The 18,257-nt window shown below is 67.3% G+C and carries 20 protein-coding genes and 1 pseudogene; 5 read left to right on the top strand and 16 right to left on the bottom strand.

The window, feature by feature from the left end:
- The first annotated feature begins 155 nt into the window (after positions 1–155).
- Positions 156–1,379 (top strand): metallophosphoesterase family protein, encoded by a 1,224-nt coding sequence (locus LTA6_RS14820; RefSeq protein ID WP_341974509.1) that lies wholly within the window; start codon positions 156–158, stop codon positions 1,377–1,379.
- 71 nt (positions 1,380–1,450) lie between these two features.
- Here LTA6_RS14820 and LTA6_RS14815 read toward each other — a convergent pair whose 3' ends face one another.
- On the bottom strand, positions 1,451–2,125 hold the full coding sequence (locus LTA6_RS14815) for a DsbA family oxidoreductase (protein ID WP_341974508.1): 675 nt from the start codon (positions 2,123–2,125) through the stop codon (positions 1,451–1,453).
- Between the two features lie 53 nt (positions 2,126–2,178).
- Here LTA6_RS14815 and LTA6_RS14810 point away from each other — a divergent pair, with 53 nt between their 5' ends.
- Together LTA6_RS14810 and LTA6_RS14805 are read left to right on the top strand one after the other, a co-directional pair.
- Positions 2,179–2,742: an AAA family ATPase gene (locus tag LTA6_RS14810; protein ID WP_341974507.1), complete on the top strand. Its 564-nt coding sequence runs from the start codon at positions 2,179–2,181 to the stop codon at positions 2,740–2,742.
- Positions 2,739–3,362 carry an AAA family ATPase gene (locus LTA6_RS14805; protein ID WP_341974506.1) on the top strand — a complete coding sequence of 208 codons (624 nt, stop codon included), beginning with the start codon at positions 2,739–2,741 and terminating at the stop codon, positions 3,360–3,362. Before LTA6_RS14810 ends, LTA6_RS14805 begins: the two co-directional genes overlap by 4 nt.
- Here LTA6_RS14805 and LTA6_RS14800 read toward each other — a convergent pair.
- Entirely contained in the window at positions 3,305–4,105 is an 801-nt protein-coding gene (locus LTA6_RS14800) for an isoprenyl transferase (RefSeq protein WP_341974505.1), read from the bottom strand. The genes LTA6_RS14805 and LTA6_RS14800 overlap by 58 nt on opposite strands.
- The gene (gene recO, locus LTA6_RS14795) at positions 4,102–4,845 is read right to left on the bottom strand and encodes a DNA repair protein RecO (protein ID WP_341978401.1); all 744 of its coding nucleotides are present in this window, start codon (positions 4,843–4,845) and stop codon (positions 4,102–4,104) included. Before recO ends, LTA6_RS14800 begins: the two co-directional genes overlap by 4 nt.
- 34 nt (positions 4,846–4,879) lie before the next feature.
- On the opposite strand from recO, the gene LTA6_RS14790 reads away from it, so the two are divergent.
- The gene (locus tag LTA6_RS14790) at positions 4,880–5,566 is read left to right on the top strand and encodes a TRIC cation channel family protein (protein WP_341974504.1); all 687 of its coding nucleotides are present in this window, start codon (positions 4,880–4,882) and stop codon (positions 5,564–5,566) included.
- 3 nt (positions 5,567–5,569) lie between these two features.
- Here the strand turns inward: LTA6_RS14790 and leuA are convergent, their stop codons facing one another.
- Positions 5,570–7,324, bottom strand: a complete 1,755-nt coding sequence (gene leuA, locus LTA6_RS14785; RefSeq protein WP_341974502.1) for a 2-isopropylmalate synthase — start codon at positions 7,322–7,324, stop codon at positions 5,570–5,572.
- 195 nt (positions 7,325–7,519) lie between these two features.
- On the opposite strand from leuA, the gene LTA6_RS14780 reads away from it, so the two are divergent.
- Complete coding sequence (locus LTA6_RS14780) at positions 7,520–8,173, top strand: hypothetical protein (RefSeq protein ID WP_341974501.1); 654 nt, start codon at positions 7,520–7,522, stop codon at positions 8,171–8,173.
- On the opposite strand, the pseudogene LTA6_RS14775 reads toward LTA6_RS14780, so the two are convergent.
- From LTA6_RS14775 to hrcA, 12 genes and pseudogenes are all read right to left on the bottom strand, one after another.
- Positions 8,170–9,110 (bottom strand): annotated as a pseudogene (locus tag LTA6_RS14775) (NADP-dependent oxidoreductase). The gene LTA6_RS14780 and the pseudogene LTA6_RS14775 sit on opposite strands and share 4 nt — an antisense overlap.
- Entirely contained in the window at positions 9,110–9,592 is a 483-nt protein-coding gene (locus LTA6_RS14770) for a hypothetical protein (protein ID WP_341974499.1), read from the bottom strand. Before LTA6_RS14770 ends, LTA6_RS14775 begins: the two are co-directional and overlap by 1 nt.
- A complete protein-coding gene (locus LTA6_RS14765; RefSeq protein WP_407358186.1) occupies positions 9,589–10,572 on the bottom strand; it encodes a hypothetical protein in 984 nt (327 codons plus the stop codon). Before LTA6_RS14765 ends, LTA6_RS14770 begins: the two co-directional genes overlap by 4 nt.
- On the bottom strand, positions 10,569–11,087 hold the full coding sequence (locus LTA6_RS14760; RefSeq protein ID WP_407358185.1) for a sigma-70 family RNA polymerase sigma factor: 519 nt from the start codon (positions 11,085–11,087) through the stop codon (positions 10,569–10,571). Before LTA6_RS14760 ends, LTA6_RS14765 begins: the two co-directional genes overlap by 4 nt.
- Before the next feature lie 54 nt (positions 11,088–11,141).
- Positions 11,142–12,038 carry a GTPase Era gene (gene era / locus LTA6_RS14755; RefSeq protein ID WP_363547188.1) on the bottom strand — a complete coding sequence of 299 codons (897 nt, stop codon included), beginning with the start codon at positions 12,036–12,038 and terminating at the stop codon, positions 11,142–11,144.
- Positions 12,031–13,326 (bottom strand): hemolysin family protein, encoded by a 1,296-nt coding sequence (locus LTA6_RS14750; protein ID WP_407358184.1) that lies wholly within the window; start codon positions 13,324–13,326, stop codon positions 12,031–12,033. The genes era and LTA6_RS14750 overlap by 8 nt, the downstream gene beginning before the upstream one ends.
- Positions 13,323–13,781, bottom strand: a complete 459-nt coding sequence (gene ybeY, locus LTA6_RS14745) for an rRNA maturation RNase YbeY (RefSeq protein ID WP_341974494.1) — start codon at positions 13,779–13,781, stop codon at positions 13,323–13,325. The genes LTA6_RS14750 and ybeY overlap by 4 nt, the downstream gene beginning before the upstream one ends.
- A complete protein-coding gene (locus tag LTA6_RS14740) occupies positions 13,778–14,803 on the bottom strand; it encodes a PhoH family protein (RefSeq protein ID WP_341978399.1) in 1,026 nt (341 codons plus the stop codon). The genes ybeY and LTA6_RS14740 overlap by 4 nt, the downstream gene beginning before the upstream one ends.
- A gap of 49 nt (positions 14,804–14,852) precedes the next feature.
- Positions 14,853–15,203: an HIT domain-containing protein gene (locus LTA6_RS14735; protein WP_407358183.1), complete on the bottom strand. Its 351-nt coding sequence runs from the start codon at positions 15,201–15,203 to the stop codon at positions 14,853–14,855.
- 55 nt (positions 15,204–15,258) lie between these two features.
- On the bottom strand, positions 15,259–15,987 hold the full coding sequence (locus LTA6_RS14730) for a 16S rRNA (uracil(1498)-N(3))-methyltransferase (protein ID WP_341974492.1): 729 nt from the start codon (positions 15,985–15,987) through the stop codon (positions 15,259–15,261).
- A gap of 15 nt (positions 15,988–16,002) precedes the next feature.
- Complete coding sequence (gene dnaJ, locus LTA6_RS14725; RefSeq protein WP_341974491.1) at positions 16,003–17,118, bottom strand: molecular chaperone DnaJ; 1,116 nt, start codon at positions 17,116–17,118, stop codon at positions 16,003–16,005.
- A 44-nt stretch (positions 17,119–17,162) separates the two neighbouring features.
- Positions 17,163–18,197, bottom strand: a complete 1,035-nt coding sequence (gene hrcA / locus LTA6_RS14720) for a heat-inducible transcriptional repressor HrcA (protein ID WP_341974490.1) — start codon at positions 18,195–18,197, stop codon at positions 17,163–17,165.
- Between the last annotated feature and the right edge of the window lie 60 nt (positions 18,198–18,257).

The raw sequence follows: 18,257 nt of genomic DNA, 5'->3' as shown, positions 1-18,257 counted from the left end.
ATCGTGCAGGTACTTCGTTCACCTGCGCGTCATTTGCGCACCCCGCTCATCCACAGGTGATTCCGCTGCCCCGTTCATCTGCGCGTCAGCCTCACGCCATCTGCCCTCCTTAGTCTCACCGCGGCGAAACCCGCCGTAGACGAAGGAGCCCAGCAATGCCCGACCGAATGCCGATGAGCCGACGCACAGTGATCACCGCGGGAGCGCTCGGCGCTCTGGGCGCCGCGCTGCCGATCGGCGCTGCGCACGCGGAGTCCGCGCCGCCGTCCGATCCCGCGACCGCCACGAGTTCCGCCTCGGGAAGTCCACGTGCGAACGGCCCGCGGCTGCGCTTCCGCGCCGGTGGAACATTCAAGGTGGTGCAGTTCAACGACACGCAGGACGACGAGCAGACCGACCGCCGTACGGTCGAACTCATCGAGAAGGTGCTCGACCAGGAGAAGCCGGACTTCGTGGTCATCAACGGAGATGTGATCTCGAGCGGCTGCGAGACACGACTCGCTGTCAAGCAGGCGATCAACAACGTCGTGTGGCCGATGGAGTCCCGGCGGATCCCGTGGGCGGTCACGTACGGCAACCACGACGAGGACTCGCTGCCGGAGTCGGGCGTCGACGAGGCGGGGATGCTCCAGATCTACCGCTCGTACGAGTTCAACATGAACGCCGACAATGCCCGAGGGCTGACGGGCACCAGTAACACGATCGTGCCGATCTCGTCGTCGCGGAAGAAGAATCGCGAGGCGTTCTCGCTGTGGTTGCTGGACTCGGGTCGCTATGCGCCGGATGCGATCAACGGACAGGACTTCACCGGTTATCCCACCTGGGACTGGCTGCGCATGGATCAGGTCGCCTGGTATCGCGAGCAGTCGCAGCGGCTCGAGCAGCGCCGCGGCCAGAAGGTGCCCGGCCTCATGTTCATCCACATCGCGCTGTGGGAGCACCGCTTCATGTGGTGGGGCGGCGTCGACACCCGGACGGAAGCCGACGCCGCGCGCGGCAGGGACCGTCACGGCATCGTCGGTGAGCGGAACGAGGACGAGTGCCCCGGTCCGTTCAACTCGGGGCTCTTCAACGCGATCCTCGAGCGTGGCGATGTGAAGGGCGTGTTCGTGGGCCATGATCACGTCAACGACTACGTGGGCGACTATTACGGCATCAAGCTCGGCTATGCGCCCGGAACCGGCTTCGGCGCGTACGGCCTGTCCGGAGACGAGCGCAACCGCATGCGTGGGGGCCGCGTCTTCGAGCTCACCGAGGTGGGCGACGAGGTATCGATCGCAACCCGCGTCGTCTACGCGCGCGATCTCGGCATCGATCTGACCGCGAACGACCAGCCGATGGAGCCGCTGCCGCTCGCCCCCAGACAGGAGCAGATCTGACCGGCACCGGTCGAAACGGAACGGCGGGGTCCCGGCATCGGGGCCCCGCCGTGTCTCGTCGTAGCGACGACTCAGGCCTCGACGGGCGCTCCCCGCTTCGCCCAGAGGTCGCGCAGCACATTCTCGAACGCAGCAGGGGGCTGTGCCCCGCTGATGCCGTACTGACCGTCGATCACGAAGAACGGCACGCCCTGGATGCCGTAGGCACGGGCCTGCTCCTGGTCCTGACGCACGGCCGGCAGGTACCGGGCGGTCTGGAGCGCTTCACGCGCGTCGTCGGCATCGAGGCCGACCTCAGCGGCGAGTTCCACGAGATCATCGATGCGCCCGACGTGCTTGCCCTCGGTGAAGTAGGCGGACATGAGCCGCTCCTCCATCTCGTGCTGGAGCCCCTGCGCCTTCGCGAAGTGGAGCAGCTCGTGCGCTTTCACGGTGTTCGTGTGCTGGAGGAGATCGAAGCGGTACCCCAGACCTGCAGCCTCGGCGACACCCGTGACATGGGCGAGCATCTGCTCGACCTGGTCCCTGGGCATGCCCTTGTGGCCGGCAAGGAAGTCGACCTCGTCGCCGTCGAAGTCGACCGGAGTGTCCGGGGAAAGTTCGAAGGAGTGGAAGGTCACCTTCACCTCAGGGGCATCCTCGTCGGCGGCGACCGCGGCGAGACCGGTCTCGAGGTTGCGCTTGCCGATGTAGCACCACGGGCAGGCGATGTCGGACCAGATGTCGATGGAGATGGGTTCAGTCACGTCTTCATCCAACCGCATGCACCTTTGGGCTATTCCGCCGATAGGATTTTCGGATGCTCTCCGCCGATGATCCCCTGCCGTTCCGGCCGGAGCGGGTACTGATCGCCGGCATCACGGGCTCGGGGAAGACGACGCTTGCGTCGCGCATCGACGAGGCGTGGGGGCTCCGACACGTCGAGATCGACGCCCTCTTCCACGGTCGGAACTGGACACCCCGACCGGAGTTCCTCGATGACGTCCGCGCCTTCGCCGCTGAGGAACGGTGGGTCACCGAATGGCAGTACACGAGTAAGGGCACGGACGCGATCCTCGCGCCACGCGCTCAGCTGGTGCTGTGGCTCGACTACCCGTACCCGTTGGTGCGTCGGCGGCTCGTCGGCAGGACGTTGAAGCGCCGGGTGTTCCGGACGAGACTCTGGAACGGCAACAGGGAACCGAATCTCCTCCAGGCGCTGACCGTCCGCGGGGAAGAGAACATCCTCGACTGGCAGAGGAACACCCGCGACAAGTGGGCCCAGCGAATGCCTGCGATCCAGGCCGACTTCCCGCACCTCACGATCGTGCGCCTCCGTCACCCGCGCGAGACCGAGGCCTGGCTGAGACTTCCGCGATCATGAGTTCCCGGATGCTCTTCGCCGCTGATCCTCTGCCGTTTCGGCCGCAGCGCGTGCTCATCGCCGGCGTCACCGGCTCAGGGAAGACGACTCTCGCTGCCCGGATAGGCAAGGCCTGGGGCCTCCGCCACGTCGAGATCGATGCGCTGTTCCACGGCCCGCATTGGACACCTCGACCGGATTTCCTCGATGACGTCGGTGCGTTCGCGGCGACCGAGCGCTGGATCACCGAGTGGCAGTACACGAGCAAGGGCACGGACGAGATCATGACCCCGCGCGCGCAACTCGTGATCTGGCTCGACTACCCGTATCCGGTCGTGCGCTCTCGGCTGATACGCCGCACGCTCGGTCGCAGCATCCTGCGCACCCGGATGTACAACGGCAACGTGGAGAAGCCGATCTGGAAGCTGCTCATGACCAGAGACCCTGATCACAACATCCTCGCCTGGCAGACGAAGACCCTCCGGCATTGGACCGAGCGCATGCCGACGATCGCCGACACGTTCCCGCACCTCACGATCGTGCGGCTGGCGCACCCTCGCGAGACCGAGAAGTGGTTGAGGGTTCAGGCGGAGCCGGGAGCATCCACCGCGCCCCCGAAGCGGCGGTCGCGCGAGAGATAGATCCCGATCGCGCGCCACAGCTCTTCGCGGGAGAAGTCCGGCCAGAGGGTGTCGAGGAACACCATCTCGGCGTATGCCGATTCCCACAGCAGGAAGTTCGAGGTGCGCTGCTCCCCCGAGCTGCGCAGGAACAGGTCGACGTCCGGCATGTCCGGCACGTACAGGTTCCGGCGGATCATCTTCTCGGTGATCGCGTTCGGCTTCAGCCGCCCCGCCGCGACCTCGGATGCCAGCGCACGCATCGCGTCGACGAGCTCGACCCGGCCGCCGTAATTCACACACATGGTCAGAGTGAGGACGTCATTGCCACGGGTGAGCTGCTCTGCGTACTGCAGTTCCTTGATGACGCTGCCCCAGAGCCGAGGCTTGCGCCCGGCCCAGCGCACGCGCACCCCCCACTCGTTGAGCTGATCGCGGCGGCGGTGCAGCACGTCGCGGTTGTACCCCATCAGGAAGCGCACCTCCTCAGGGGAGCGCGCCCAGTTCTCGGTCGAGAAGGCGTACACCGACAGATGCTTGACGCCCGCCTGGATCGCGCCCGCGACGACGTCGAGCAGCACCTCCTCGCCGGCCTTGTGACCTTCGACACGGCTGAGGCCCCGCCGATTCGCCCAGCGGCCGTTGCCATCCATGACGATGGCGACATGTTCCGGAACGGCCGGGAAGACCGGGGGCTGGATGCCGGTCCAGTCCAGCGGGCGATACGCCACGGCGTCCTTGTGGGTGTACGGCTTCGGGGTCACCGGGGTCCTTCCCGTGGCGGAACGGAGATGTGGGCGAGCGAGCGGATACCGCGCTCGAGATGCCACTGCGCGTAGGCCGCGATCAGGCCGGATGCGGAGGCGGTGGCGACAGGCGACGCCGCGTCGACCGCATCCCACTCCCCCGCCATCAGCGAGCGCAGAAGCGAAAGAGTCGCCTCGGCGATGCGTGGGCTGCCCGCCGGGGCGCAGTCCACGCAGACGAGCCCGCCGAGCTGGCCGACGAAGGTCGTGTGCGGACCGCGCGCCGCGCATCGAGCGCAATCTTCGAGCGAAGGCGCCCAGCCGGAGAGTGCCATCACCCGCAGCAGGTAGGAATCCAGGATGCTGCGGGGCGCATGCTCGCCACGCGACAATGCGCGCAGCCCGCCGACGAGCAGCAGATACTGATCCGGCGTCGCCTCGGAGTCGCTGAGACGGTCGGCGGTCTCCACCATCGCACTGGCTGACGTGAAGCGCTCGTAGTGGGCGGCGATCTCGGTGCCGTACGACCCCAGTGATTCCGCCTGCTGCACGATGTCGAGAGAACGGCCCTGATACAGCTGCACATCGGCCACCATGAACGGCTCCAGGCGCGAGCCGAACTTCGACGACGTGCGCCGGACGCCCTTGGCGACCGCACGGACCTTGCCGTGCCGTCGCGAGAGCATGGTGACGATGCGATCGGCCTCACCCAGCTTGTGAGTGCGCAGAATCACCGCTTCGTCTCGATAGGTGGGCACCATTCGATTATCCTCCGTGCGGGAGAATAGACGGGTGACCGAACCGCAGTTCTTCATTCCCCTCTGGGCGGATCTCCTCGGCGTCGGCCTTGGCGGCATCCAGGGCGCGATGTTCGCCTCCGGCTTCCAGGGTCAGCGACGCCTGGATCTGCTCGGCGTGTCGATCATCGGCATCCTCATCGGTATGGGCGGCGGTCTCATCCGCGACCTGCTGCTGGGGCAGCCGCCGGCGACGCTCCAGAACAACTGGTATCTGGTCACCGCCGGCGGCGCCGCCATCATCGGCATGCTTCTGGCCGGTCTTCTGAACCGGGCCAACGCGATCATCGTGGGTCTCGATGCCGTCGTCATCGGAATGTTCGGTGCTTTTGGCACCAGCAAGGCACTGGGACTGGGGGTTCCCCCGGTGCCTGCGGTCTTCATCGGCGTGTGCGCCGCCGTCGGCGGCAGCGTCCTGCGCGACGTCATCATGGGGCTGCCGGTCGCGATCATGCATGTCGGATCGCTGTATGCGGTGGCCGCGGCCGCCGGATGCACCGTGATCGTGATCGCGAACGCGGTCGGCGTGAACCTCGCCGTGGCCGGGGTGATCGGGATCGTGGTGACCGCGATCATCCGCGTGCTGGCAGTCGCCTTCGATCTCTCACTCCCGGAACAGCGCCGTCTCTACCGCCGCAAGGTGGCGGCAGAGACGGGCACCATTCCGATCGTCAAGCCGTAGGCGTCAGACGGCGGCGAGTTCCTGCTGGCGGGTGCGGATCGAGCGGTTCACGCCCGAGACGATCGCCTTGAGGGATGCCGTCGAGATGTCGCCGTCGATGCCGACGCCCCAGAGCCGCTGGTCGCCGACCTGCAGTTCGACGTAGGCGGCCGCCTGCGCGTCGCCGCCGGCGCTGAGAGCGTGCTCGACGTAGTCGTAGACGGTGATGTCGAAGCCCTGCGCCCGCAGCACCTCGACGAACGCCGCGACCGGGCCGTTGCCGGAGCCGGCGACCGCGAGCTGCTGCTCGTCGTCGCGGAGAACGACGTCGAGCACGACCTCGCCCGACATGTCGCTGCGCGTCTGCGTGGCGAGCAGTTCGAACCGGCCCCACTTCGCGGCAGCATCCGCTGCGGGCAGGTACTCGTCGTTGAAGATCGACCAGATCGCATCGCTGGTGACTTCGCCGCCCTCGGAATCGGTCTTGGCCTGCACGACGCCGGAGAACTCGATCTGGAGCTTGCGCGGCAGATCGATCGCGTGATCCGCCTTCAGCAGGTAGGCGACGCCGCCCTTGCCGGACTGCGAGTTGACGCGGATCACGGCCTCGTAGGAGCGACCGAGGTCCTTCGGGTCGATCGGCAGGTACGGAACTGCCCACTCGATCTCGTCGACCGTGACGCCTTCGGCAGCGGCACGGGCCGCCATCGCCTCGAAACCCTTCTTGATGGCATCCTGATGCGATCCGCTGAACGCGGTGAAGACCAGGTCGCCCGCCCACGGGCTGCGCTCGGGCACGGGCAGCTGGTTGCAGTACTCCACCGTGCGCTTGACCTGGTCGATGTCGCTGAAGTCGATCTGCGGGTCGATCCCCTGCGTGAACAGGTTGATGCCCAGAGCCACGATGTCGACGTTGCCGGTGCGCTCGCCGTTGCCGAACAGGCACCCCTCGATGCGGTCGGCACCGGCCATGTAGCCGAGCTCGGCCGCGGCGATCGCGGTGCCGCGATCGTTGTGCGGATGCAGGGAGAGGATCACGTTCTCACGGTGCGCCAGGTGACGGCTCATCCACTCGATCGAGTCGGCGTAGACGTTCGGCGTGGCCATCTCGACCGTGGCCGGCAGGTTGATGATGACCTTGCGGTCCGGAGTCGGTTCGAAGACCTCGATCACCTGGTTGCAGACGTCGACGGCGAATTCGAGCTCGGTTCCGGTGTAGCTCTCGGGCGAGTACTCGTAGTACACCTGCGTGTCAGGAATCGTCTTCTCGAACTTCCGGCACAGCCGCGCGCCTTCCAGGGCGATGTCGATGATGCCCTGCTTGTCGGTCCGGAACACGACCTCGCGCTGCAGCACGCTCGTGGAGTTGTACAGGTGCACGATCGCCTGCTTCGCCCCGGCGATCGACTCGTAGGTGCGCTCGATGAGGTGCTCGCGCGCCTGCGTCAGCACCTGGATCGTGACATCGTCGGGAATCAGGTTCTCTTCGATGAGCTGCCGGACGAAGTCGAAGTCGGTCTGGCTGGCGGAGGGGAACCCGACTTCGATCTCCTTGTAGCCCATGCTGACGAGCAGCTCGAACATGACGCGCTTGCGCTCGGGCGACATCGGGTCGATGAGGGCCTGGTTGCCGTCGCGGAGGTCTACGGCGCACCAGCGAGGAGCCTGCGTGATGCGGGCATCCGGCCAGGTGCGGTCAGGCAGGTGGACGGTGATCTGCTCGTGGAACGGCCGGTACTTGTGGATCGGCATCGTGGACGGGCGCTGAGTGTTCTGCATGATGGGGCTTCTTCTCTTCGTCAAAGTGATCGGGCCAACACAAGCGCCGCGACGAGGAAGGCCCTAGCTGGAGGACTCGTCGCGGCAGCTAAGAAGAAGCAGACCGCCGAAAGGCATGCGGCCATGGTAGCAGTCCTCGCCGGATGGTTCGCGCATCGGCCTGAGACGAACCACGCCGACGTGACACTGTGAGGTATGAGCACTTTGCGCCGTCGCCTGCTTCTCACGTCCTCCGCCCTCCTCGGATTGCTGCTGGCCGCCGGGTGCACCTCCGCCCCCGGAGGTTCGCCGGCCCCCACGAGTTCGGCGACTGACCCCGGAGCCGAGCGTCTCGGTGCCATCGCCCCAGCAGATCCGCCGGCCGGCCGTATGCTCGGCGTCGGGACGGTGCTGGATGTCGCCGGTGACGTGCAACTGTGCCTCGGCCCGATCATGGAGTCGTATCCGCCGCAATGCCACGGGATCCCCCTCGACGATTGGACATGGGACGGACTCGACGGCAACGAGACGAGCGGGGACACGCGTTGGGGTTCCTACGCGGTCTACGGCAGTTATGACGGAGAGCGCATCGCTCGCACCGATGAGCCGATCATGCTGGCGCTCTTCGACCCGATCGCCCCCGTAGACCCCACCGGAGGCGTCGAGGGCAAGACCTCGGAGGCCGACCTCACCCGCATCCAGGATGATCTTGCCGCCCGGCTCGGCAGCGACGCACTCGGCATCTCGGTTCGTGAGGGCTACGTCTGGGTCGATGTCGCCTGGGACGACGGGAGCTGGCAGCAGGCGGCCGACGAAGAGTTCGGCGATGGCGTCGTGATCGTCGCATCCGCTCTGCGCGAGGTCGACTAGAGCGCGGGAACCAGCGCGATCTTGCCCCCGGGATGCCCGTCGGCGAGCACCTGCAGAGCGAGCGGCGCCTGATCCAGCGGGAAGGTGCGCGCCATCGGCACCACCAGATCGCCCTTCTCTGCGAGGACGATCAGCTCGGATCGAGCGCGGTCGCGGAAGCGCGCGCTCTCGGGCATCGACCGGCGATCGCAAGGAAGCCGTCGGATGCGGCGCGGCCGGGTGCCGCGACCGTCACGATCCGCGAGCGATCGGTGACGAGTTCGAGGGAGACGTCCACGGCTTCATCGGTGCCCACGGCATCCAGCGCGGCCGAGATCGGCGCCGTGGCTATCTCACGCACGCGTTCCGCGAGCCCGCGTCCGTACCGCGTCGGAACGCCGCCGAAACGGCGCACTTCGTCCGCGCGAGCCTCGCTCGCCGTGCCGATGACGCGGATCCCGCGCAGTGCCGCCTGCTGGAGCACGCTGACGCCGACCGCCCCTGAGGCGCCGTGCAGCAGGATCGTCTCCCCCTCGACGACACGTGCGACGGCGAGCATCTCCGCTGCGGTGGTGCCCGCCAGCAGGAGATTCGCCGCTTCCGGATGGGTCATCGTCGTCGGCTTGGCAAACACCTTCTCGGCCGGCACCGTGAGTGCGGTGGCGTAGCCCCCGCGAACCCGGAAAGCGATGACCTCATCGCCCACCTGCACAGGCCCCGAGCCGATCACCGTCTCCGGACCGACGGCGGCGATCACGCCGGACACCTCGTAGCCGATGGGAACCGGCAGCTCCGCACCGGGGCGCGGCACGGCGACGTGCTTCGCGTCGGCGGGATTGACGCCGGCCGCGTGCACGCGGATCGTCACTTCTCCCTGTCGCGGGGCCGGCACGTCGAACTCGACGAACTCCCACCGCTCGGGCGGACCCCAGCTCGCGGCAACCCAGCGCCGGGCCATCAGAGGGAGCAGCGGATGTTCGTGACGGGGCCGTAGATGTTCGTCGACCCTCCGGCGTATGCGGTCGCGACCGGAGTCGTTCCGTTCCGCGCCTGCGTCGATCCTGACGTTCGCGCGTGCGCGAGCGACTTCGCGACGAAATTCGACGGGATCGTCTGGCCGCCGCACACGCCCCAACTGAGCGAGGAGCCGTTCAGGGAGTAACCATTGAACACGCAGACACGTCCGTCTGCGCAAGGTCCCACCGCTGCGCGCGCCGTTCTGGCGCTCCCGCTCGGAACCGTCATCTCCATATCCAGCGCCGGCCAGACCGCGTGATACGCATCGACGAGGACGCCGCCGGGAACCGCTTCCATCATCTCGACGATCTGCGGATCGGCATCGATACCGTCCGGGGAGGCATCTGCGACAGCGGGCGTCATCGCCATCGCACCGATCAGCATGCCCAGTGCCACGCCCACAACGGTTCTCCAGCGCGTCATCGCACCATCTCCTCTGTCACGTCCCACAGGCGGTAGGCGATGATCGCCCCCGCGGGCAGCATGTCGTCCTCGCCCCCCAGGCTCGTCGTCTCCATGCCGACGATCCGACCTGTCTCCAAGGAGATCAGGATGACCTCGGTCGCCGCCCCATTCGCCGACGGCATGCTGATCCCGGCGACAGGTCGGCCGAGCCGGTCCGTCGTCGCGCCGAGCGCGGTCGTTCCCTCGGCGGCGGCGAGCACGTCCAGGAGATGACCCTGCTGCTCGTTCGTGAGGGTCCACTGCTCGACGGCATCACTGAGGTATCGGGAGACCTCACCGGCTGTGGGGTCGTTCGGCATGCCGAATGCGGTGAGCATCGCGACCATATCTTCGGCCGAAGAACCGGGAGGATCGACGACCGGGGTTCCGAACTGACCCGGTTCCATGATGAGGTCGCTCACGATCTCACCGCTGCTCGAGACCTCGGCCTGCGTGTTGGCCACCGCGTCATCGGGGTCGTAAGGCTCGCCTGCGATGATCGTCATCCGGCCGGAGAGGTCCGCCTCCCAGCGCAGAATCGAGAGTTGCGGAACGACCTCAGACTCCTGTGCCGTCATGTCGATCGCGTATCCCCACGAGGCCGCTCGGACGAATCGCTCCGGTGCTTCGGGGCCCTCGGTCTCGGTGAGTGCCACGTGCGCGTCATCCAAGATCTGCTCCACCGAACCGGAATCCGCGAAGGTCAGGGGCTGCGGGGCGCCCGCCATCGCCTGCCCCTGCGGACTGAAGACGGCGAAGGCGACCACGCCGGCGACGGCGACGCCGGCCACTGCCGTCGCCCAGCGCAGCCCGACAGCCCGAGCGTGCTTCTGTCTGACTTTGCCGCTCATGATCCGGTCTCGCATCATGAGCGCGGCAGCATCCGGTTTCGCGTCCCGCGGCGTTCCTGCGGGGTCGGCGTTAGTCAGAATCCGATCGAGCAGAGTGCTCTCACTCATCCTGTCCCCCCCTCCGCGTTCAGACGGATGCGCAGCCTCTCCTGCGCCCGACGCAAGGTTCTGCTCACTCCCGCGTGCGGGGTGCGCAGCATCTCGGCGATGTCCCCCACGGACAACCCATCCCAGTATGTGAGCATGATGATACGCCGCTCGCGGGCGCTGAGGGCTGTGAATGCGTCGAGTACGGCCGCTCGGCCCACCGGCCCGATTCTGTGCGGTTCCCCGCCGAGCTCCTCGTGCACGACCTCGAGCATCTTCGTCCGCGGGCGCGGGCGCCGCGCACGTCCCCGCAACCTGCGGTCCGCAGCACGAAGCAGCCAGATCCGTCCCATGGGGCGGTCGGGATCAAGTCGCGACCACGCCAGCAGGAACACCTCCGAGAGCACCTCGGACACCTCGGCATCGTCGTCGACGATCCACTCGATATGGTGGCGGACCGGTGCCCAGTGCTCGTCGAAGATCCGGTTGAAGATCTCATTGCGGCGCGTTTCCCGGTCGTGGCTTCCGCCGCTCATTCCCGGGGAGCCGAGGAGAGTGCGACCTCGGCCGGCGCGGTTCGGGCCGCCACCTCAGAACCCGAGTCTGCCGAGCTGCTTCGGGTCGCGCTGCCACTCCTTCGCGACCTTCACGTGCAGTCCCAGGAAGACCCGCGTGCCGAGCAGCTCCTCGATCCCCACCCGTGCGCGCTTGCCGACATCCGCCAGCCGAGACCCTTTGTGGCCGATGATGATGGCCTTCTGGCTGTCGCGCTCGACGACGATCTGGGCGTGCACGTCCGTGAGGTCGCTGTTCTCACGCGGCGCGATGTCGTCGATCACGACCGCGATCGAGTGCGGCAATTCGTCTCGCACACCCTCGAGAGCTGCTTCGCGAATGATCTCGGCGATCCGGTCCTCTTCGGACTCGTCCGTCGTGATTCCCTCGTCGTAGAGCGCCGGCCCCACCGGCATCAGGGAGAGAACCTCATCGCACAGCACTTCCAGCTGGTCGCGCGTCAGCGCCGACAGCGGGATCACGGCGTCCCAGTCCTCGCGAAGGGCGTCGACCTCCATCAGGCGTTCCGTGATCTGGTCGCGGCCGGCCGCATCCGTCTTCGTCACGATCGCGATCTTCTTCGCCCGTGCATAACCGTCCAGAGAAGCGGCGATCCGCCGGTCACCCGGCCCCACCTTCTCGGTGGCAGGAACGCAGAAGCCGATGACGTCGACATCGCCGAGAACCTGCTCGACGAGATTGTTCAGTCGTTCGCCCAGGAGCGTCCTCGGCTTGTGGATGCCGGGGGTGTCGACGATCACGAGCTGCCCTTCGGGCCGATTCACGATGCCGCGGATCGCCCGTCGGGTCGTCTGCGGCTTCTCGCTGGTGATCGCGATCTTCTCGCCGACCAGGGCGTTCGTCAGTGTGGATTTGCCCACATTGGGCCGGCCGACGAAGGTCACGAACCCGCTTCGCGTCTGCTCAGTCATCTCGTCGTTCTCCTTCATGATGCGTTCCTTCCACGTTCCCGGCCGCGCGTTCCACGAAGACGGTCGCGATCCCGCGACCACGTCCCCGCGACGCGCCGCCGGTGAGCTCCAAGCCCTCGACCGTCGCGGTCGAGCCGGGCTGCGGCACCTGGCCGAGCTCCTTGCCGAGCAGTCCGCCGATCGAGTCCACGTCTTCGTCCTCGAGCTCCAGGCCGAAGAGGTCGCCGACGTCTTCGAGTGAGAGCCGCGCGCTGACCCGGTACCGTCCGGCGCCCAGTTCGACGATCTCGGCCGAGACCTGGTCGTACTCGTCTGCGATCTCTCCGACCAGCTCTTCGATCAGATCTTCCAGGGTCACCAACCCGGAGATGCCGCCGTGCTCGTCGATGACGAGGCACACATGAACGGCGTCGCGTTTCATCTGCTGCAGCAAGGTCTCGGCGCGCATCGACTCCGGCACGAAGGTCGCTGGTCGAGCGATCGGGCGGACGGATGCCGTGCGCCAGGCGTTCTCGTCGCGGAAGGCGAACTGCACGAGGTCCTTCAAATAGAGGACCCCGACGACGTCGTCGGCCTCGTCGTCGACGACCGGCATCCGGGACACACCGCGGTTCAGGAACAGCGCCATCGCCTCGCTGGTCGACGCGGTGGCATCGACGGTCACCATCTCGGTGCGCGGGACCATCACGGCACGGACGAACTGGTCGGTGAAGTCGAAGACCGAGTGGATGAGGTCACGGTCGTCGGCCTCGATGAGGTCGTTGGATGCGGCTTCATCGACCATGCTCAGCAGCTGCTCCTCCGAGGTGAAGGAGCTGCGGCCGGTACCGGGGGTCACCCGGTTTCCCAGGGCGACAAGCCCCTGCGCGAGCGGACCGAGGAGGATGCGCAGTCCTCGTACGATCGGGGCGTTGGCACGCAGCATCCGATCGGAGTGGTGTCGGCCGAACGTGCGCGGGCTGGCTCCGACCAGAACGAAGGTGATTCCCGTCATCAGCACGGCAGCGGCGAGCATCGCCCACCAGATGTTGTCGAAGAGGCTCGTGAAGGCGACGGTGACGAGCACGGCGGCCGTCACCTCGGCGAGAACGCGGATGAACGCCACCGCGTTGACGTGGACGTCCGGGTCGGCTGCGATCCTCGCCAGCTGGCGGGCATTGCGGCCGTCGGCGCCCATCTCCTCGAGGTCGGAGCGCGACGTCACACCGAAGGCGGCGTCGATCGCCGCCATCAGGCCGCCGAAGGCGACGAGCAGGACGGCGCCGGCGAGCAGGAATCCGGCTGTCATCGTCGGCGTTCGGCTGCAGCGAAGCCCACGATGAGCTCCTTCTGCAGTCCGAACATCTCGCGCTCCTCGTCGGGCTCGGCGTGGTCGAATCCGAGGAGGTGCAGCAGTCCATGCGTGGTCAGCAGAATGAGCTCGTCCATCAGCGAATGGCCGGCGGCCTGCGCCTGCGTCTCGGCGACCTGCGGGCACAGCACGATGTCGCCGAGCAGACCGGGAGCGGTCGGACGGTCCTCGGTGCCAGGGCGCAGCTCATCCATCGGGAAGCTCAGCACATCGGTCGGGCCGGGCTCGTCCATCCACTGCACGTGCAGGGCTTCCATGGCGCCCTCGTCGACGAGCACGATCGCCACCTCGGCGTCGGGGCTGACGTGCATCTGCGCGAGGTTGAAGTCCGTGAGCCGCTGCAGCACGGTCTCGTCGACGACGATGGCCGATTCGTTATTGATCTCGATCATGAGAGTCCTCGTTTCGGCATCCGGTCTCGGGGTCCTGGTCGCTGGGGTCCGCGGCGTTCTGCGCGGTTCGCGAACTCTGCCGCCTGCTCGCGCTCGAACCGCTGCGCGGTTCGCTGCTCGTCGTACTCGCTGTACGCGTCGACGATCCGTCCGACCAGGGAGTGGCGCACCACGTCGGCACTGGTGAGTCGCGAGAAGTGGATGTCCTCGATGTCGTTCAGCACCCGCGTCACGAGGCGCAGTCCGGACGCGCCCTGCGGGAGGTCGACCTGCGTGATGTCGCCCGTGACGACCATCTTCGTGCCGAAACCGAGGCGGGTGAGGAACATCTTCATCTGCTCAGGCGTGGTGTTCTGCGCTTCGTCGAGCACGACGAAGGAGTCGTTCAGCGTGCGCCCGCGCATGTACGCGAGCGGAGCGACCTCGATCGTGCCCGTGGCCATCAGGCGCGGCACGATCTCGGGGTCCATCATCTCGTTCAGCGCGTCGTACAGAGGTCGCAGGTACGGGTCGATCTTGTCGCTCAGCGTTCCGGGGAGGAACCCCAGACGCTCCCCGGCCTCGACGGCCGGTCGCGTGAGGATGATCCGGGTGACCTCTTTGCGCTGCAGCGCCTGCACGGCTTTTGCCATCGCGAGGTACGTCTTCCCGGTGCCGGCGGGGCCGATACCGAAGACGATCGTGTTCTCCTCGATCGCGTCGACGTACTCCTTCTGCCCGAGCGTCTTGGGTCGGATGACCCTGCCCCTGGTGGACAGGATCGCCTCACCGAGCACCTCGCTCGGACGAGGACCGCCCTCGTGGCGCAGCATTCTGGCGGAGTTCTCGACATCACTGGGCACGAGATCGTGACCTGCCTTCGTCATCGCGAGCAGCTCGTCGACGAGGGTCTTCGCCTTGGCGACCGCCTCGGCATCGCCGGTCAGCGTGATCTCGTTGCCGCGGACCAGCACCTGCACATCACGGTGCTCCTTCTCGAGCATCCGCAGCAGCCGATCCTGCGGCCCGAGCAACTGCACCATGGCGACGCCATCGGCGTAGATCCGCTCCACGACCTCGGATTCTCGGGAGTCAGGCACCGACGCTCCGCTCGCTCAGTCCGCCGCCCAGCACATGGGCATGGACGTGGAACACGGTTTGACCGGCGTTCGCACCGGTGTTGAAGACGAGGCGGAAATCGCCGTCCTCGGTGTGCTCGACCGCGAGCTTCTCGGCGAACTCGATGAGCTCGGCCAGCAAGGCGGGATCGGCGGCCGCCAGCTCGGCGACATTCGGGTACTCCTGCGTCTTCGGGATCACCAGGAGGTGCACGGGGGCCTGCGGGGCGATGTCGCGCAGTGCGAAGAGGCGGTCGGTCTCGGCGAGGATCTCGCCGGGGATCTCCCCGTTCAGGATGCGCGTGAAGATCGAGGGTTCCGTCATGGGTCCAGCTTACTTGCGGGCCTGTGTGCCATGGGCGCCGGAGCCCATCGGGGCATCACCAGCGATCGAGGGCCACCGACAGCACGGCGATCGCCGCAGGGCCAGCGGTCGAGGTGCGCAGCACGGTCTCACCGAGCAGCACGCGTTCGGCACCGGCATCCGCCAGGCGGCGGAGCTCCTCGTCGGAGATGCCACCTTCCGGTCCCACGACGAGCACGATGTCTCGGCCGTCTGGCGTGAGGTCGGACAACCGGACCTCGGCCGTCGGATCGAGCAGCAGCACCCGCTGCACCGCCACGCGCTCGACGAGCTGCGCGGTCGACACCGGCGCTGACACCTCAGGAACCCAGGCGCGGTGCGCCTGCTTCGCCGCCTCGCGCACGATGGAGGCCCAACGCTCCCGGCCCTTGATCGCCTTCGGCCCGTCCCACCGCGAAACGCTGCGGCTGGCCTGCCACGGCACGATCTCGTCGACGCCGAGCTCGCACGCAGCCTGCACAGCCAGCTCATCGCGGTCGCCCTTGGCCAACGCCTGCACGAGCACGATCCTCGGGCTCGGCGCCGCGTGTTCCGTGCGCTCCGAGATCCGCACATCGACCTGCGATGGCGACACGTCCTCGGCCACCCCGGCGAGCCAGACTCCGGAGCCGTCGCCGACCGTCACCGTTTCACCGACCCGCAACCTCCGCACGACGGCGGCATGCTTCGCCTCGGCACCGGTCAGCGACACGATGTCGCCCACCGAAGCATCCGACGACGACTCAAGCAGGAAGTGCAGCGCCATGGCTCAGTCCTTCGGTCAGTGCGTGCGGAAGCGATCGCGGAGCTTGGAGAACAGACCCTGCTGGAACTGCGCGAGTTGCGGAGCCGGTGCCTTCGACTTCTTCGCGAAGTCCTCGATCAGCGCGCGCTGAGCAGAGTCCAGCTTCGTCGGCGTGACGACCTGCACTCCCACCCGAAGGTCGCCGCGCTGGCTACCGCGCAGTGGCGTGACTCCGCGGCCCTTGATGGTGAGCACGTCGCCCGCCTGCACGCCGGGACGAATCTCCAGATCGACGACGCCATCGAGGCCGTCGATCGAGGTCTCCGTGCCGAGAATCGCGTCGGTCATCGACACTTCGAGCGTCGCGAGCAGATCGTCACCGTCGCGGCTGAACGCGGCGTGCGGCGACACGGTCACCTCGACGTAGAGGTCACCGTTCGGACCGCCCGCCTTGCCCACCTCGCCGGAGCCGGGAAGCTGCAGACGCAGGCCGGTCTCGACACCGGAGGGGATGTCCAGCGAGACCGTACGACGAGAGCGCACGCGCCCCTGACCGCCACAGGTCGCGCACGGATACGGGATCGTGGTGCCGTAGCCTTCGCAGCTGCCGCACGGGGCAGAGGTGACGACGTTGCCGAGGAGACTGCGCACCTGACGCTGCACATGACCGGATCCACCGCAGATGTCGCAGGTCACCGGCGAAGTGCCCTCCTGGCAGCAGGAGCCCTGGCAGGTCTCGCAGAGCACGGCGGTGTCGACCTCGATGTCGCGGTGCGCACCGAACACGACGTCGCCGAGCTCGAGTGTCACTCGGACCAGTGCGTCCTGGCCGCGCTCCCGGCGCGACCGCGGCCGGGCGCTGCGCCCGCCACCCTGTGACGCCCCGAAGAACTGCTCGAAGATGTCGCCGAACCCGCCGAAGCCACTGAAGTTCTGGCCGGCGCCGTCACCGCCGCCCATGTCGTAGCGACGACGGGAGTCGTCGTCGCTGAGCACGTCATAGGCATGGGTGACGAGCTTGAAGCGCTCCGACGCTTCCTCGCCCGGATTCACATCCGGGTGCAGCTGCCTCGCCAAGCGTCGGTAGGCCTTCTTGATCTCGTCAGTGGAAGCGTCCCGGGAAACTCCGAGAACCTCATAGTGGTCCGCCACAATCACCTTTCCGCGTACGCGCGTTCGTTCGTGCGGGAGCCGCGTCAGCGGCTTCCCTCGTCTTCGTCGAGCAGCCGCGACAGGTAGCGGGCCACGGCCCGTGCCGCCGCGAGGTTGCTCGGATAGTCCATGCGGGTCGGCCCCATCACGCCGACTCTCGCCGTTCCGCTGGGGGCGGCGTAGTTGCTGGCGACGATCGAGGCCTCGCCGAGTCCGAACGGAGCATTCTCCGTGCCGATGCTCGTCGCGAGGCCGTGCTCGTCGCTCACCATCTCGCTCATCAGCCGCAGCAGGGTGACCTGCTCCTCGATCGCCTCGAGGATCGGATGGATGCTGCCGCGGAAGTCCTGCTCGCGACGGGCCAGCGTCGCCGCTCCCGCCATCACCAGCCGCTCCTGGCGGAACTCTCCCAGTTCGTCGACGATGACCGACGCGAGAGTGTGCAGCGCGGCATCCTTCGTCTTCGAGTCCGCCGCCGCCAGCAGTCCGCCCAGACGGTCTGCGGCATCACTGACCGCACGACCGGTGATCAGGGCGGAAAGACGCGCACGCAGCACCGCCATGTCTGCTTCGTCGACGTCGACGGGAAGCGGCGCGAGCCGCTGGGATACGCCACCGGCATCGGTCACGAGCACGACGAGCAGACGGTTCGGCGCCAGGGCGACGAGCTCGAGGTGCGTGAGGTGCGCGCGCGCGAACGACGGATACTGGGCGAGCGCGACCTGACCCGTGAGCTGTGTGAGCACGCGGACGGTGCGGGCCATGAGGTCGTCGAGGTCGGCGGGTGCGGCGAGGAACGACTCGATCGCCGTGCGCTGGGCGACCGAGAGCGGTCGCAGCTGGGCGAGGTGGTTGACGAAGACGCGATAGCCCTTGTCGGTCGGCACCCGCCCGGAGGAGGTGTGCGGTGCGGCGATCAGCTCCTCGTCCTCGAGCTGCGCCATGTCGTTGCGGATCGTCGCCGCGGAGACGCCGAAGGAGTACCGGTCGACGATCGACCTGCTCCCGACGGGTTCGCGGGTCTCGACATAGTCCTGCACGATCGCGCGGAGAACCTGCAGTCCTCGCTCGGTGACCATGTCGCCTCCTCCCGTTGTCTCGCCGATGTTCGCTGGCACTCGAATACTCAGAGTGCCAAT

Origin of the sequence: Microbacterium sp. LTA6 (assembly GCF_045690355.1) — a bacterium.
Classification (GTDB): Bacteria; Actinomycetota; Actinomycetes; order Actinomycetales; family Microbacteriaceae; genus Microbacterium.
The sequence above is the reverse complement of the archived record's forward strand: the minus strand, read 5'-3'. Positions and strand labels throughout refer to the sequence as shown.